This is a genomic window from Mycobacterium triplex (genome assembly GCF_000689255.1).
GTDB lineage: Bacteria > Actinomycetota > Actinomycetes > Mycobacteriales > Mycobacteriaceae > Mycobacterium > Mycobacterium triplex.
Genome location: NZ_HG964446.1, coordinates 2,499,670 through 2,515,708 on the forward strand (window position 1 = coordinate 2,499,670; position 16,039 = coordinate 2,515,708).

General features: G+C 68.5%; 15 protein-coding genes. 11 read left to right on the top strand and 4 right to left on the bottom strand.

Annotated elements, in window-relative coordinates:
- Positions 1 to 463: 463 nt before the first annotated feature.
- The 7 genes from BN973_RS11650 (at position 464) to BN973_RS11680 (ending at position 9,603) form a co-directional block, all read left to right on the top strand.
- A complete protein-coding gene (locus tag BN973_RS11650; RefSeq protein WP_036468227.1) occupies positions 464 to 1,402 on the top strand; it encodes a DMT family transporter in 939 nt (312 codons plus the stop codon).
- A 29-nt stretch (positions 1,403 to 1,431) separates the two neighbouring features.
- Entirely contained in the window at positions 1,432 to 2,124 is a 693-nt protein-coding gene (locus BN973_RS11655) for a class III extradiol ring-cleavage dioxygenase family protein (RefSeq protein ID WP_036468229.1), read from the top strand.
- The gene (miaA, locus tag BN973_RS11660) at positions 2,121 to 3,074 is read left to right on the top strand and encodes a tRNA (adenosine(37)-N6)-dimethylallyltransferase MiaA (protein WP_036468231.1); all 954 of its coding nucleotides are present in this window, start codon (positions 2,121 to 2,123) and stop codon (positions 3,072 to 3,074) included. The genes BN973_RS11655 and miaA overlap by 4 nt, the downstream gene beginning before the upstream one ends.
- A gap of 15 nt (positions 3,075 to 3,089) precedes the next feature.
- A complete protein-coding gene (gene dapF, locus BN973_RS11665) occupies positions 3,090 to 3,956 on the top strand; it encodes a diaminopimelate epimerase (protein ID WP_036468233.1) in 867 nt (288 codons plus the stop codon).
- Between the two features lie 46 nt (positions 3,957 to 4,002).
- Positions 4,003 to 5,442 (top strand): GTPase HflX, encoded by a 1,440-nt coding sequence (gene hflX / locus BN973_RS11670; protein WP_036468235.1) that lies wholly within the window; start codon positions 4,003 to 4,005, stop codon positions 5,440 to 5,442.
- 92 nt (positions 5,443 to 5,534) lie between these two features.
- Complete coding sequence (locus BN973_RS11675; protein WP_036468237.1) at positions 5,535 to 6,695, top strand: acyl-CoA dehydrogenase family protein; 1,161 nt, start codon at positions 5,535 to 5,537, stop codon at positions 6,693 to 6,695.
- A 526-nt stretch (positions 6,696 to 7,221) separates the two neighbouring features.
- A complete protein-coding gene (locus tag BN973_RS11680; protein WP_198048919.1) occupies positions 7,222 to 9,603 on the top strand; it encodes an LGFP repeat-containing protein in 2,382 nt (793 codons plus the stop codon).
- 16 nt (positions 9,604 to 9,619) lie between these two features.
- On the opposite strand, the gene lexA is transcribed toward BN973_RS11680, so the two are convergent.
- Positions 9,620 to 10,321 (bottom strand): transcriptional repressor LexA, encoded by a 702-nt coding sequence (gene lexA, locus BN973_RS11685; protein WP_036468241.1) that lies wholly within the window; start codon positions 10,319 to 10,321, stop codon positions 9,620 to 9,622.
- A 296-nt stretch (positions 10,322 to 10,617) separates the two neighbouring features.
- Here lexA and BN973_RS11690 point away from each other — a divergent pair, with 296 nt between their 5' ends.
- From BN973_RS11690 to BN973_RS11700, 3 genes are all read left to right on the top strand, one after another.
- The gene (locus tag BN973_RS11690) at positions 10,618 to 11,127 is read left to right on the top strand and encodes a LysM peptidoglycan-binding domain-containing protein (protein ID WP_036468243.1); all 510 of its coding nucleotides are present in this window, start codon (positions 10,618 to 10,620) and stop codon (positions 11,125 to 11,127) included.
- Positions 11,128 to 11,285: 158 nt separating this feature from the next.
- Entirely contained in the window at positions 11,286 to 11,750 is a 465-nt protein-coding gene (gene nrdR / locus BN973_RS11695) for a transcriptional regulator NrdR (protein ID WP_036468244.1), read from the top strand.
- 5 nt (positions 11,751 to 11,755) lie between these two features.
- Positions 11,756 to 12,241 (top strand): peroxynitrite isomerase, encoded by a 486-nt coding sequence (locus BN973_RS11700; protein WP_036468246.1) that lies wholly within the window; start codon positions 11,756 to 11,758, stop codon positions 12,239 to 12,241.
- 2 nt (positions 12,242 to 12,243) lie between these two features.
- On the opposite strand, the gene BN973_RS11705 is transcribed toward BN973_RS11700, so the two are convergent.
- The 3 genes from BN973_RS11705 to BN973_RS11715 are packed head-to-tail and all read right to left on the bottom strand — an operon-like array spanning position 12,244 to position 15,006.
- Positions 12,244 to 12,930, bottom strand: a complete 687-nt coding sequence (locus BN973_RS11705) for a PhzF family phenazine biosynthesis protein (RefSeq protein ID WP_036468247.1) — start codon at positions 12,928 to 12,930, stop codon at positions 12,244 to 12,246.
- 34 nt (positions 12,931 to 12,964) lie between these two features.
- Positions 12,965 to 13,996, bottom strand: coding sequence for an alpha/beta fold hydrolase (locus BN973_RS11710; protein ID WP_036468250.1), 1,032 nt, complete (start codon positions 13,994 to 13,996; stop codon positions 12,965 to 12,967).
- A 35-nt stretch (positions 13,997 to 14,031) separates the two neighbouring features.
- Positions 14,032 to 15,006, bottom strand: coding sequence for a proteasome assembly chaperone family protein (locus tag BN973_RS11715; RefSeq protein ID WP_036468252.1), 975 nt, complete (start codon positions 15,004 to 15,006; stop codon positions 14,032 to 14,034).
- A gap of 207 nt (positions 15,007 to 15,213) precedes the next feature.
- Between BN973_RS11715 and BN973_RS11720 the strand changes: the two genes are divergently transcribed.
- Positions 15,214 to 16,035 (top strand): trypsin-like serine peptidase, encoded by an 822-nt coding sequence (locus tag BN973_RS11720; protein WP_036468254.1) that lies wholly within the window; start codon positions 15,214 to 15,216, stop codon positions 16,033 to 16,035.
- Positions 16,036 to 16,039 lie beyond the last annotated feature (4 nt).

Here is a 16,039-nt window from a genome sequence, read left to right on the forward strand (position 1 = left end):
CTGCCGCGCCCGGACCGGGTAACGGTTCGATTCCACCGTTGCCGGACCCGTAGGGCGACCGCCCGGCGCCCGGTACCGTGTAGTGACAATTGGTGTTGTTGGTACTTGTGGGGCTGGAGGGGACGCGTCAAGATAGCGAGGGTGGGGTGGCCGCGGCAACGGATTCGGTCCGTGCACGACCGCCGGGATCGTCGTCGGTGAGCAAGCCGGGGCGGCGGCGGGCCGTCCGGCTGTGACAGCATGGGGGGCTGGTTCTTCGGTCCTATCGGGCGTCACCAGCCAGCCACAGTCTTGCCACAGGCTCTACATAGGTTCGTGAACTAGTTATTGCGCAGGACCGTTTCTTCGCCAAGTGGCGCGGGCGATTTCAGTCCGACACCGACGAAGACGGATCCGAACCGGGTAGTGAATACCCGCCGCAGATGATGGCCCACGTGGCCGCACGCCGGGGAGGAGGTCGCAGATGGAGAAGGCAGATGCCGCGGTTTTCCTCGCGCTGCTCGCCGCGTTTGCGTCGGCACTGGGGAATGTCGTCCGTCAGCGTTCAGCGCAGGAGATCACCGACAAACCGGTAGGCCACCTCGAGCTCTTCCGGATGTCGGTGCGCGATTCGAAATGGTGGCTGGGGGCCGGCGGCGCCGTCGCCAATTACGCCCTGCAGGCCGCCGCGCTGACGCTGGGCTCCGTGATGCTGGTGACGTCGTTGCAGGTGACGGCCCTGCTGTTTGCGCTGCCGATCTACGCGCGCATGACGCGGCGCTCGGTCACGCGCTGGGAATGGACCTGGGCGCTGCTGCTGGCCGCCGCGCTGGCCGTGGTGGTCGTCGTCGGCGACCCGGATCCCGGCGCCTCGCGCGGTTCGCTGGAAACCTGGCTGGTGGTGGCACTGGTGATGGGCCCGGCGCTGGTGTTCTGCGTGTGGGGCGCCCGGAAGTGGCCCGGCTCGGTGGCCGCGGTCCTGCTGGCCATCGTCGCCGGTTCGTCGCTGGCGCTGTTCGCGGTGCTGACCAAGGCCGTCGTGGTGATCGTCGGGGACGGCGTCGGTGCGCTGTTGACCGCGCCAGAGTTCTACGCGTGGATAGCCGCCGCGCTGGCGGGCATGATCTTCCAGCAGTCGTCGTTCCGCGCCGGTTCGCTGACGGCCTCCCTGCCGACGTCTGTGGTGGCCAAGCCGGTCGTCGGCTCGATCCTGGGCATGGCCGTGCTCGGTGAGTACCTGGACTGCGACGGGACGGCGAAGATCGTGCTCGCCGTCGGGGTCGTGGTGGTGGCCGTCGCGACCGTGGCACTGGCCCGCGGTGAGGCCGCGACCATGTCGAGCAGTCTCGCGGAGAAGCTGGCGAAAAAAGCGCTGCGCCGGTCCGGCGAAATCCGGCTCGCCGAGGCCGAGTGCAGCAGCTGACCCTGGTGGCCCTCGATTAGTTTGATGTCGTGCTGAGCGCCATCGCGATCGTTCCGTCCACACCGATGTTGGTGCCCGAGCTCTGCGGGGCAGCGGCCGCCGAGGTGGCCGAGCTCACCACGGCAGTACTGGCGGCGGCGGCGCTGTTGCCGCCGCGGTGGGTCGCGATCGGGACGGGCGGCGCCGACGAGGTACTGGGCCACAACGAGATCGGCAGCTTCGCGGGCTACGGCGCCGACGTGCGCGTCGGACTCTCGCCAACCGCCGAGCCGGCCCGGCAGCCGGCCGAATTCCCGATCTGCGCGCTGATCGCCGGCTGGGTGCGCGGCCGGGCCCGGCCCGAGGCCGGCGCGCAGGTTCGCGTCTACCGCGGCGACCATGACGTCGATACCGCGCTGGGACTGGGCCGGCGGCTGCGCGCGGAGCTCGACGGGGCGCCCGAACCGGTGGGTGTGCTGATCGTCGCCGACGGTGCGAACAGCCTGACCGAGGGCGCTCCCGGGGGCTACGACCCCGAGAGTCCCGCCGCGCAACGGGCCCTCGACGACGCCCTGGCCAACGGCGATATCGGCGCGCTGAGCGCGCTGCCGGAACAGATTCTGGGGCGGGTCGCGTTCGGAGTGCTGGCCGGGCTGACCGAGCCGGGACCGCGTTCGGCCAAGGAGCTGTACCGGGGAGCGCCCTACGGTGTGGGGTACTTCGTCGGCGCCTGGCAGCTGTGAGACAAGCCCCGCGACCGCTGGCGATCATCGGCCCCACCGGGACCGGCAAGTCGCAGCTGGCCCTCGACGTCGTCGAGCATCTCAGCGGCGAGGTGGACGCGGAAATCGTCAACGCCGACGCCATGCAGTTCTACCGCGGCATGGACATCGGGACCGCCAAGCTGCCCGTCGACGAGCGTCGCGGCATCCCGCATCACCAACTCGACGTCCTGAACGTCACCCAGACCGCGACCGTCGCCCGCTATCAGCGAGCCGCCGCCGCGGACATCGAGGCGATCGCTGCCCGCGGCGCGGTGCCGGTCATCGTGGGCGGCTCGATGCTCTACGTCCAGTCGCTGCTGGACGACTGGACGTTCCCCGCGACCGATCCCGCGGTGCGGGCGCGCTGGGAGCAGCGCCTGGCGGAGGTCGGTGCGGGCGCGCTGCACGCCGAGCTGGCCCGCCGTGACCCGGCGGCCGCCGCGGCGATCCTGCCCACCGACGGCCGCCGCACGGTGCGCGCGCTCGAGGTCGTCGAGCTCACCGGTCAGCCGTTCGCCGCGTCCGCGCCCCGCATCGGTGCACCGCGCTGGGGGACCGCCATCGTCGGATTGGACTGTGAAACAACCATTCTCGACGAGAGATTGGCCCGCCGCACCGAGACCATGTTCGCCCACGGATTGATCGACGAGGTGCGCGGGCTGCTGCGCGAAGGCCTGCGCGACGGCGTCACCGCATCGCGCGCGCTCGGCTACGCGCAGGTTCTCGCCGCTCTGGATGCCGACGACCCCGACGCCTTGCGCGACGCGCAGGAGCTGACGTTTGTCGGCACCCGGCGCTACGTGCGGCGGCAACGGTCGTGGTTTCGCCGCGATCACCGGGTGCACTGGGTCGACGTGGGCGAAGCGACCGGGTCCGATCGCGCCCGCATCGTCGCGGACACCCTGCGGGCGTGGCGGCACGTACCCTGAACGGGTGATCCGCCGATGATCTTTGCCAAGGGCCACGGCACCCAGAACGACTTCCTGTTGCTGCCCGACCTGGACGCCGAGCTGCAGCTCACGGCGGCGCGGGTAACCGCGCTGTGCGACCGTCGCCGCGGGCTGGGTGCCGACGGCGTGTTGCGGATCACCACCGCGGGCGCCGCCCTGCAGGCCGGTGTCGTCGAGCGGCTGCCCGACGGTGTGGACGCCGGCGACTGGTACATGGACTACCGCAACGCCGACGGGTCGACCGCGCAGATGTGCGGCAACGGCGTGCGGGTGTTCGCGCATTACCTGCGTGCCAGCGGGCTGGAGGCCCGCGACGAGTTCGTCGTCGGATCGCTGGCGGGGCCGCGGATGGTCACCCTGCACGACGCCGACGCCACCGACGCCGACGTCACCGTCGACATGGGCAAGGCCAACCGGCTGGGAACAGGGGAGGCCGTCGTCGGCGGCCGCAGATTCGACGGGCTGGCGATCGACGTCGGCAATCCGCACCTGGCGTGCGTGGACCCGCGGCTGACCGGCGACGAGCTCGCCGCGCTGGATGTCGCCGCGCCCGTGCAGTTCGACCGGGCGCAGTTCCCGGACGGGGTCAACGTCGAAGTGCTCACCGCGGCCGCCGGGGGCGTGGTGCAGATGCGGGTGCACGAGCGCGGCGTCGGCGAAACCCGTTCGTGCGGAACCGGAACGGTCGCGGCGGCGGTGGCCGCGCTCGCCGACACCGGGGCCGACACCGGCACGCTGACCGTGCGGGTGCCCGGCGGCGACGTCGTCGTCACCGTCACCGACGCCACCAGTTACCTGCGCGGGCCGTCGGTGCTGCTGGCCCGCGGCCTAGTGAGCGAGGACTGGTGGCACGCCCAATAATTCGGATGCACGTCACGGATTTGGCGTGCACTATTGCTAATTGCCCATGACTCATCCCGAAACTCCGTTCCACGATCAGCCGCCCGACCAGCTCGCGTCCGAGCCCAGCGTCGGCGAACTCGCGCTCGAAGACCGATCGGCACTGCGCCGCGTCGCCGGGCTGTCGACCGAACTCGCCGACATCTCCGAGGTCGAGTACCGACAGCTGCGACTGGAGCGCGTCGTGTTGGTGGGGGTGTGGACCGAGGGCAGTGCGGCCGACAACCGGGCCAGCCTGGCCGAGCTGGCCGCCCTGGCCGAAACCGCCGGCTCGCAGGTGCTCGAGGGGCTCATCCAGCGCCGCGACAAGCCCGACCCGTCGACCTACATCGGCTCGGGCAAGGCGCAGGAGTTGCGTGAAGTCGTCCTGGCGACCGGCGCCGACACCGTCATCTGCGACGGTGAGCTGTCGCCGGCCCAGCTGACCGCGCTGGAGAAGGCCGTCAAGGTCAAGGTCATCGACCGCACCGCGCTGATCCTGGACATCTTCGCCCAGCACGCCACCAGCCGCGAGGGCAAGGCGCAGGTGTCGCTGGCGCAGATGGAATACATGCTGCCGCGGCTGCGCGGCTGGGGTGAGTCGATGTCCCGGCAGGCCGGTGGCCGCGCCGGCGGCAGCGGCGGCGGCGTGGGCCTGCGTGGTCCCGGTGAGACCAAGATCGAGACCGACCGGCGCCGCATCCGCGAGCGGATGTCCAAGCTGCGCCGCGAAATCAGGGACATGAAGCAGGCCCGCGACACCCAGCGCAGTCGCCGTCTGCACAGCGATATGCCGTCGGTCGCGATTGTCGGCTACACCAACGCCGGCAAGTCCAGCCTGCTCAACGCGCTCACCGGGGCCGGGGTGCTGGTGCAGGACGCGCTGTTCGCCACCCTGGAGCCCACCACCCGGCGCGCCGAATTCGATGACGGCCGGCCACTCGTGCTGACCGACACCGTCGGCTTCGTGCGACATCTGCCCACCCAGCTGGTCGAGGCGTTCCGCTCGACGCTGGAGGAGGTCGTCGACGCCGATCTGCTGCTGCACGTCGTGGACGGCTCCGACGTCAACCCGTTCGCCCAGATCAATGCGGTGCGTCAGGTGATCTCCGAAGTGATCTCCGACCACAACGGGGAGCCGCCGCCAGAGCTGTTGGTGGTGAACAAGATCGACGCGGCCGGCGATCTGATGCTGGCCAAGCTGCGGCACGGGCTGCCCGGCGCGGTGTTCGTCTCCGCGCACACCGGTGACGGCATCGACGCGTTGCGCCGCCGGATGGCCGAACTGGCCGCTCCCACCGACGCCGCCGTCGACGTGGTGATCCCCTACGACCGCGGCGACCTGGTGGCCCGCGTGCACTCCGACGGCCGGGTCCAGCAGGCCGAGCACAACCCCGAAGGGACGCGGATCAAGGCCCGGGTCCCGGTGGCGCTGGCTGCCAGTCTGCGGCAATACGCCGCCGACTAGCCACGGCGCGAGGCACGCCGGGGCCAGCCGCCGACCAACCGTCTGGTTGGTATATCTTGGGCGGCAGAGTTCCCGGCGGCCGGAGGTTATCCATGGGCAGTGCAATCAAGTACCAGCGCACACTGTTTGAACCCGAGCACGATTTGTTCCGCGAGTCCTACCGGGCCTTTCTCGAGCGCCACGTCGCGCCGTACCACGACGAGTGGGAGAAGGCGAAAATCGTCGACCGCGGCGTCTGGCTGGAGGCCGGCAAACAGGGATTCCTCGGCATGGCGGTGCCCGAGGAGTACGGCGGCGGCGGCAACCCCGACTTCCGCTACAACACGATCATCACCGAGGAGACGACCGCCGGGCGATACAGCGGAATTGGCTTCGGACTGCACAACGACATCATCGCGCCGTATTTGCTGGAGCTGGCCAACGACGAGCAGAAGCAACGCTGGTTGCCGAAGTTCTGCACCGGGGAAATGATCACCGCGATCGCGATGACCGAGCCGGGAACCGGCAGCGACCTGCAGGGGATCAAGACCCGAGCGGTCAAGCAGGGCGACCACTATCTGCTCAACGGCGCAAAGACGTTCATCACCAACGGAATCAACTCCGACCTCGTGATCGTGGTTGCGCAGACTGATCCGGACAAGGGCTCACAGGGCTTTTCGCTGCTGGTCGTCGAGCGCGGCATGGAAGGCTTTGAGCGCGGCCGGCATCTGGACAAGATCGGACTCGACGCGCAGGACACCGCGGAGCTGTCGTTCACCGACGTCAAGGTTCCCGTCGAAAACCTGCTCGGCGAGGAGGGCAAGGGCTTCATCTACCTGATGCAGAACCTGCCGCAGGAACGGATCAACATCGCGGTCATGGCGGCCGCGGCGATGGAGCAGGTGCTCGAGCAGACGCTGCAATACACCAAGGAGCGCAAAGCCTTTGGCAAGCCGATCGGCAGCTTCCAGAACAGCCGCTTCGTGCTGGCCGAGCTGGCGACCGAGGCCACCGTGGTGCGCATCATGGTCGACGAGTTCGTGCGACTGCATCTGGACAAGAAGCTGACGGCCGAGCAGGCGGCGATGGCCAAGTGGTACTCCACCGAAAAGCAGGTGCACCTGATCGACCGGTGCCTGCAGTTGCACGGTGGCTACGGCTACATGCGCGAATACCCAGTCGCTCGTTCCTATCTCGACGCCCGGGTGCAGACGATCTACGGCGGCACAACCGAGATCATGAAGGAGATCGTCGGGCGCAGTCTCGGGGTCTAGCCCCGTGATCGCACCGCCCATCGGCTAACGTCGGCGGCGGTGAACCAATCTCGCTGTCGCGCAACAACGAATCGCGGACAGGCGCGCGGCATCCGCGCGGATGATGACACGAACCACGCGCAAGTCGCCGGGTTACGCTGTCATTGCTTGGGTTTACGGCAAAATAGTCGATGCCCATGAATAGCTCCTTTGCTCGAGTGGATAGCCGGCGCCTCGCGTACGGTCGGCGCATGTCCATCGGGCACACGGAGCGCGTCATCGCCCGCCCCCGGCGTGTGCTGAGGCAGGACCGGTCGCGACACGATCGTCGTCCCGCATCATTTCGACATCGGAGTGGTCTCCGTTTTCGTAATATTCGCGAATTGCCTTCGTATTTCTCGTTCGCTGGAGCAAAGTTATGCGAGCCCGGCGATAATACGAAAGCGGTGGGGTTCGTCACCCGCGTTCGGCGTACCAACCGCTCGCAGGGGCCGCAGGGTACGGGCATGGCCATACATAAGGGCATATCCGTCGGCTGGGAGGCTTGGTGAACGGGAAGAGAGGTCAAGTGCGCAGGCTCGCGGGTCGGGCGCTGATCAGCGTGGCGACCACAGCGTTGGCCGTCGTGCTGTTGGCACCTACCGTGTCGGCGTCTCCGATCGGTGACGCCGAGGCCGCGATCATGGCCGAGTGGAGCAAGGCCGGCGGCGACACGTCACCGCTGGGACCCCGCAAGGGCGATGTCTACCCGGTCGCAGACGGCTTCGCGTGCGACTTCGACGGCGGCAAGATGTACTTCACGACGGCCACCGGAGCGAAGTTCATCTACGGGCCGATCCTGGAAAAGTACGACATGCTGGGCGGCGCGGCCGGCAGCGACCTGGGCTTTCCGACGATCAACGAGGTGCCCGGTCTGGCCGGGCCCGACACCCGGGTCGCCACCTTCTCGGCCAGCGACAAGCCGGTGATCTACTGGACGCCCGATCGCGGCGCGTTCGTCGTGCGCGGCGCCCTGAATGCCGCCTGGGACAAGCTCGGCAGTTCCGGCGGTGTGCTCGGAGCCCCGGTCTCCGACGAGACCTACGACGGCGAGGTGTCCTCGCAGAAATTCAGCAACGGCCAGATCTCCTGGAACCGCAAAACCAAGGAGTTCACCACCGAGCCAGGGAATTTAGCCGAACAGCTCAAGGGTCTGCAGGTAGCGATCGATCCGACCGCGGCCATCAACATGGCCTGGCGCGCGGCCGGCGGCGTCAACGGCCCGCTGGGTGCCAAGCAGGGCGGCCAGAATCCGATCGGTGGCGACGGCATCGTCCAGAACTTCGCCGGCGGCAAGGTGTACTTCAGCCCCGCGACCGGCGCGGCCGCCGTCGAGAGCGACATCCTGGCGAAGTACGAGGCGGTGGGTGGCCCGGTCAGCAGCGACCTCGGGTTCCCGACCGCCAACGAGTCCGACGGCGGCGTCAGCCCCAACAGCCGGATCGTCACCTTCTCGGCGGCCGACAAGCCGGTGATCTTCTGGACTTCCGACCACGGCGCTTTCGTCGTGCGCGGCGCCATGAAGGCCGCTTGGGACAAGCTGCGCGGCCCCACCGGAAAACTGGGCGCACCCGTCGCCGATCAGAGCGTCGACGGCGACGTGATCTCGCAGAAGTTCACCGGCGGCAAGATTTCGTGGAACCGCGCCAAGAACACTTTCTCCACCGACCCGGCCAACCTGGCTCCGCTGTTGTCCGGCTTGCAGGTGCAGGGGCAGAACCAGCCGAGCGGTTCGGCGACGCCGCCGCACGCCAAGAAGTGGTTCACCTGGAGCTGGTGGTACCTGTTCGCCCTGGTTCCGCTGCTGGTTCTGGTGCTGCTGGCGGTGTTCGTGGCGCTGCGCTGGCGCCGGCATCGCGCCCGGCGCGACAGCGCACCCTATGACCTGGAGCGCGACGTCGACGTCGGTGGCTATGACGACTCGGGCGAGCCGCGGTGGGGACCCGACTACGCCTCCGATTACCCTCAGGCCTCCACCGAGCACTTCTCGTTCGGCGACGCGCACGCACCGGAACACCACGACACCCCTGACGCACCGCTGGCCAGGTGGCCGCACTCGCCGGAAACGGCCGACCTGGACGAAAACGGCGGGTACGACGAGCCAGCGGCGCCGGTCACCGAAGAGGAATGGGATCAGCTGGAGGTCGACGACCGGGATCCCGACTCCGTCGACACCGATTCCATCCCCGTGGTGTCGGCAGCGGAGCTGTCCGAGGCCGGCTATGGCGGCGAGCTTCCGGAAGCCGGCTACCCCGAGAGCCCCGATGTGCCGGAGGCCGCGTACCCGGATGTCGTTGCGGTAGACGACTACACCGACGCGGGCGAAGGCGCCTACCCCGACGCGGCGGCCGCCGAGGCCGGCTATCCGGAAGTCGCCGACGAGAGTGGCGCCTATGCGCAGGCGGGCTACCCGGGCGCCGAGGATGAGGCCTATGCCGGTGCCGCCTATCCCGCCGAAGAGCCGGAGGCCGCGTATCCCGATGTCGCCGTGCCGCACACGCCGCCGGATCTCGCCGGCGCGGGCGGTGCAACCTCCGGTGCCGCTGCCGCAGGTGGCGCCGCGGCGGGTGGGGCCGCATCCAGCCTGGCGGCCGCGCTGAGCGCCGCGTCCGGTACCGGGCCACGAGCCGGACGGCACGCGGCGGCGGACGACGAGGTGGACTATGCGCCGGCACCGGGCATCGGGGCGCTGGGCCCGGCCGGACGCCCGACGATCCACCTGCCGCTGGAAGACCCCTACCAGATACCCGACGGCTATCCGATCAAGGCCAGCGCCCGCTTCGGCTTGTACTACACGCCGGACAGCGACCTCTACCACGACACCCTGGCCGAGATCTGGCTGTCCAGCGAGGAAGCCGCACTGGTCAACGGCTTCGTGAAAGCCGACTAACCGGGGCTTCCGGCGGTTACACCTTGCGGATCACCGTCACGACCTTGCCGAGCACGGTCGCGTCATTGCCGGGGATCGGATCGAACGCCGGGTTGTGCGGCATCAGCCACACCTGACCACCCGCGCGCTTGAACGTCTTGACGGTGGCCTCACCGTCGAGCATGGCGGCGACGATGTCGCCGTTGTCGGCGACGTTCTGCTGTCGCACCACCACCCAGTCGCCGTCGCAGATCGCAGCCTCGACCATTGAGTCGCCGACCACCCTGAGCAGAAACAGCGTGCCCTCGCCGACCAGCTCGCGGGGGAGCGGGAAGACGTCCTCGACGGCTTCCTCGGCCAGGATCGGTCCACCGGCCGCGATGCGCCCGAGCACGGGGACGAACGTGGGTTCCGGCAGGGCGTCGGACCCGGCGACCTCGGTCGCCGGCGCGGCCGCTCCCGTGTCGTCGGCGCCGCGGACGTCGACGGCCCGGGGACGGTTCGGGTCGCGGCGCAGGTATCCCTTGCGTTCGAGGGTGCGCAGTTGGTGGGCCACCGACGATGTCGACGTCAGGCCGACGGCGTCGCCGATCTCCCTGATGCTCGGCGGATAGCCACGGGTGGTCACCGACTCCCGGATGACATTCAAGATGGTGCGTTGCCGCTGCGTAAGCGATGAATCCACGGAATGCAGCCGGGTGTCGGAGCCGGTTGCCGAAGTGTCGTTGCTGTCGCTCATGGCACTGAATGTAGCCGCCTTGCACCCGAGAATCAAACATGTGTTCGACTGGCGTGTCGCGGCCTCGGTGTTTCGCGGCGAGTGATCCGCGGCACTCCGCGAATAACAATGGTGTAACTCTGGCAAAGATCGGGTATTTGAGGCGCATGGCACGGACGGCGACCGGGAGAAGTTGTCGGTGGCGTGGTCTAGCGTTTTGCTCGTGCGACACGCTTCGCTCAAATGTTCGGATTTCGAACACACGAGCGATAGTGTCGAACACACGAGCGAGCATTTAGAGACCGGAGGAACGCACCATGACGCTCATGCACACAGTCTCACCGCGGACCAGTAATGTGCGGCGCCCGAGCGATGGGCTGGTCGTACGGCCTCGCTACGACATCGCACGGTCGCGCTATGGCCAGGAACGCGTGGTGCGCTCGCGCCGGCCCGTGCCGGCCCGGCCGGCCGGAGCGCCGATGCGATACCGCGGTACCGGCGTCTCGATGTCGGACGCGCCGCATGGCCGCCGCCCGGTCAGGCTCGGCACGACGGTGGGCCTGGCCCTGATGGCCGGGATGATCACGCTGTGGCTGGGCCTGGTCGCGAACCTCGGTCAGATCGCCAACGGCGCCGCCGCCGCCGCTCCGGTGCCGGACCGGCTGTCCGTCGTGCGCGTCGAGCCGGGCGAGTCCCTTCAGGACGTGGCGCACCGGGTGGCGCCGGAAGCGCCGGCCCGCCAGGTCGCCGACCGTATCCGCGAACTCAACAACCTGCGCTCCCCGGCGCTGGCCGGCGGCCAGACCCTGATCGCGCCGGTCGGCTGACCGCACCACCGAGTAGGGCGAAAACCGCTCTACGCCAAGGCTCCTCGGTTCTCCCGTCGGAGGCAGACCACGTGCTGCGGCTGCATTGGCCCGGCGGGGGAGCGCACGGGTACGCTCGGAGTGTTCTTCCGAGATGCCGGCACAGCGAAGGAGCGGTCATGCATTGCCCGTTCTGCCGCCATCCCGATTCCCGGGTGATCGACTCGCGGGAAACCGATGAAGGCCAAGCCATTCGGCGCCGCCGATCCTGCCCGGAGTGTGGGCGCCGGTTCACCACGGTAGAGACCGCGGTCCTGGCCGTCGTCAAGCGCAGCGGTGTCACCGAACCGTTCAGCCGCGAAAAGGTCATCAAGGGCGTTCGCCGCGCCTGCCAGGGCCGTCAGGTCGACGAGGATGCGTTGAATCTGCTGGCCCAGCAGGTGGAAGACACCGTGCGTGCCGCCGGTTCGCCGGAGGTTCCCAGTCACGAAGTCGGCCTGGCGATCCTCGGCCCGCTGCGCGACCTGGACGAGGTGGCTTACCTGCGCTTCGCCTCGGTGTACCGGTCCTTCTCGTCGGCCGACGATTTCGAACGCGAGATCGCGGCGCTGCGCAAGCACCGCAAAGTATCGTCACCGAGCTGACTTCGATGGCCCCGGACCTGCATCCCGATCTCGAGGCACTCGCCCCGCTGCTCGGCACCTGGGCCGGCCGGGGTTCGGGCGAATACCCGACGATCCAGCCCTTCGAATATCTCGAAGAAGTGGTGTTTTCCCATGTCGGCAAACCGTTTCTGGCCTACGCGCAAAAGACCAAGGGTGCGGCCGACGGCAAACCGCTGCACGCCGAGACCGGCTACCTTCGGGTGCCCGAGCCCGGTCACGTCGAGTTGGTGCTGGCACATCCCAGCGGCATCACCGAAATCGAGGTCGGCACCTTTTCCGTGACCGGCGGCCTCATCGAAATGGAGCTGGCCACCACGTCGGTCGGATTGACACCGACCGCCAAAGAGGTTTCCGCCCTTGGCCGTTCGTTCCGCGTCGACGGCGGCCAGCTTTCCTACTCGGTGCGGATGGGTGCGGTCGGGCAGCCCCTGCAGCATCATCTCGCCGCGGTGCTGCGGCGCAAGCCCTGATCTCAATCTGGTTGCGTCACACCGTCGTTGACGACCCGGCCGGCGACGCGGACCCAGCCGTCGGGACTCCAGACGGTTTCCAGCCTCGATCCCCTGCCCTGGGTGATGCTCAGGTCGCGACGCAGCTGGCCGGCGATCCGCAGCGCGGCGGAGCCGGTCGCTTCGTCCTCGGGCACACCGAGATTCGCGACGAACGTCCGGGAGCGCAACGAGCCGGCGGACCGGTCGATCCAGGCCCACAGGTAGTGCGCGCTGTCGTCGGGAAACTCGCCGGGGTCGGCCGCGAGAAGCGGTTCGACGGAGTCGAATTCGTGCATGACGTACTCGGGACCCCATTCCGGGCGGGCGCGGACGCCGACCAGGTCGCCGTCGTAGTGCACCTGCACCGCGCCGGCCGGTACTTGCAGGGTGTTGATCGGCGTGCCGTTGGCGCGCAACCACCACGCCGCCCCGACCGTCGGGTGACCGGCGAACGGAATCTCGACGCGTGGGGTGTAGATGGTGGCATGGGCCGTGGTTGCGCCGGTGGCCGGAAGATCGATGAATACCGTTTCGCTGTAACCCAATTGGGTGGCCAGCTGCTGGCGATCGGCGGGAGCGACCCGGCTGGCGTCGACGACGCCCAACCGATTGCCGAAGTTGCCGTCTCGGTCGGTGAAGACACGCAACACCGTCACATCGATGCCCATGGCCCGACTGTACGGGCCGGGTCAAACCAATTTTCTAAGTGGCGCTGCGCTCGTCGGATCCCATCGCGTTGAGCACCGCGACGCGGGTGTCGGCCGGGCCGGTGACGGTGCGTTCGCCGCTGCCGGTGCGCAGCAGCCCGCGAAGCGCGGCCTGGTCGTATTCGGCGGGGGCGGTGGTGTCGATGAAGCGCTGGACGACATCGATGAAGCGGGCGGGGTCTTCGTGGAACGGAAAGTGGCCGGAGCCGGCGAAGATCTCCAGCCGGGAGCCGGGCATTGCGGCGTGCGCCATCCAGGCATGGCGGACGGGAACCACCACATCCTTGGTGCCCCAGACGATCTGCACCGGGATGGCCTCGGTCAAATAACATCGATCCAGGAAGGTGACGATCTGCCCGCGCCAGTCCACCACGGCCCGCAGCGTCCGGCTGAACGCCGACGAGGCCGTCGGCTCCGGCAAGTCGTCCAGGATGCGCAACACGTTCGGCAGATCCCGGCCCAATCCGGTCGACCCGATCGCCAGGCCGGCGAGCCGTCCCGCCAGCTGGACCGCCGGCAGCACCAGGGGCAGCCGCAGCAGCGCCAGCGCCTCCGACCCGATCGGCAGCGAGGCCAACCGGAAGGCGATGTTGACGTCCTTGGTGACGCCGCCGGCGGCCACCAGGATGAGCCGCTCGACCAGATGCGGGAACTGATACGCGAATTGCATTGCCACCCCGCCGCCGAGGGAGTGGCCGATGATCGTCACACGCTCGATATCGAGCACCGACAGCAGGTCGCGCATTCCGTTGGCGTAGCCCGCCACCGAGTAGTCCGCGCGCGGTTTGTCGGACTGCCCGTGTCCCAGTAGATCGGGCGCGATCACCGTGAACCGCTGAGCGAGCTTGGCCTGCACGGTATTCCACGTCGTGGAGTTGTCGCCGATGCCGTGAATCAACAGAATCGCCGGCCCGGAGCCCGCGATTCGGAACGCTCGCTTGTACCCGTGGATGGTGCGGAACTCGAGCCTGGGGGTGGTCACTTCGCGCACCGGCCGAAGGTTGCTCTTGCGCTTGCGCTCAGTCACCTCGGCACCCCTGTCGTCGCGCCCCTTTCGGACGGTTAAGCCGGGTCGTCGTCGTCGCGCTTCTTCTCCGCCTGCTGGGCTAGGAATCGCTCGAACTCGGCACCGAGCTCGTCGCCGCTAGGCAGGTCCTCGTCGCGCGTTAGTAACGACCTGTTCTCCTGAGCGTCGATGAAGGCATCGTACTGGCGCTCGAGTGCGGCCACCACTTGAGCGACCTCGGCGCTGGCCTCGACCTGCTCGTCGATCTTGGCGCGGATCTCGGCCGCGGCCTCGGTCAGCGCCGACAGCGGTAGGTCCAGCGAGCCGGTCTTGGCGACCTGCTCGAGCAGCGCCTGGGCGGCGGCGGGGTAGTCGGTCTGGGTCAGGTAGTGCGGGACGTGGACGGTGAAACCGACCACCTCGTGCCCGTGCTGAGCCATCCGGTATTCGAGCAGGTTGGACGCGCTACCGGGAACCTGGATCTCCGAGATCCAGGGCTGGAAATCGGTGATCAACTCGCGGTTGTTGGAATGCGCGGTCAGCGTGATGGGCCGGGTGTGCGGAACCGCCATTGGGACGGTGCCCAGGCCGATGATCTGCCGCACCCCCAGCCGCTCGGCCAGCAGGCGCACCGCGTTGATGAAGCGCTCCCACTTCAGATCCGGTTCCATCCCGGCCAGCAACAGAAACGGGGTGCCGACGCTGTCGCGCAGCGCGTACAGGCTCAGCTCCGGGTCGTCGTAGTTGGTGAAGTGATCGGTCTTGAAGGTCATCAACGGTCGGCGCGAGCGGTAGTCCAGCAGCTCGTCGATCGCGAACGACGCGACCAGCTCGGTGTCCAGGGCGGCCTTGAGGTGTGCAGCGGCCAGCCGTATCGCGTGCCCGGCGTCCGAGAAGCCTTCCAAGGCGTGCACCAGCACCGGGCCGCGGCCGTCCGAGGTGACCAACTGTGGCGCCGGGAACTCCAGCTCGTACATGCCGGGTTGCCCTGGCTGGTAGTAGAGATCGTCGTCGCGTTGCTCGTCAGACATCGGGTTCGCCTCCTCTCGGGGATCCTCCAGGGTGCCCCAACCAGTGTCCCCCGAATCAATAGGCACCCGTACATGAAACGGGATGACGCGTGAACGTAATCCGGGTGGAACATTTCCGGCGGCACCGGATCTGCCGGCAAATCTACCGCCGCGGTGTGCGGCGTCGAATTCCGCTTCCACCCCCGTGGTCGGGCATGATGGAAATCGATGCGCGTCCGGATGTTACTGCTGTGCCCACTGGTCGGCCTGGCGACGTTACTGGCGTCGTGCGGGCGCCCGGTGCTGCACGTATCGCTGCCCACCAGCACCCAGGCGCCGAAGACGAGCATGTCCGTCCAGCGCCTCAGCCAGCCCGAGCCGGGTGCGGTTGCGGGCCCGGTGGATCCGGACCGGCGGGTGGGAGCGATCTTCCTAGACGGCAGCACCCAGCACGTGTGCACCGGCTCGGTGCTGCATTCGGAGGCCGGCAACCTGGTGCTGACCGCCGCACACTGCCTGGCCGGAGCTGCCCGGATCACATTCGTGCCCGGCTTGTCCGGCGACGGCGTGCCGCCGGATCTGTGGACGGCCGACAACGTCTACCTGGATCCCCGCTGGGTTTCGAGCAAAGATCCGCACGCCGACTACGCGATCGCGCGGGTCAACAGCGACCAGGGCGGATCGGTGGAGTCGCGCGCCGGTTTGGCGCTGACCCTGGGAACGGCCCCGCCGCCCAGCAGTCACGTCACCGTCGTGGGCTATCCGTCCGGCGTGGGCGGCTCGCCGATCGGCTGTCAGGGCAGCACCGCGGTCACCGACGGTGGATTCCCGTCACTGGTGTGCCAAGGGCTGGTCGGCGGCACCAGCGGCGCGCCGTGGGTCAGCGGAACCAGCGTCGTCGGGCTGATCGGTGGACTCGAACGCGGCGGTTGCGCCGAGAACGTGTCCTACTCCGCGCCGTTCGACGACCACATCGCCGCACTACTGGCCCGCGCCGAAGCCGGCGGACCGGGCGATCCGATACCGGTCGACCTGGACGACACCTGCTAGCCGG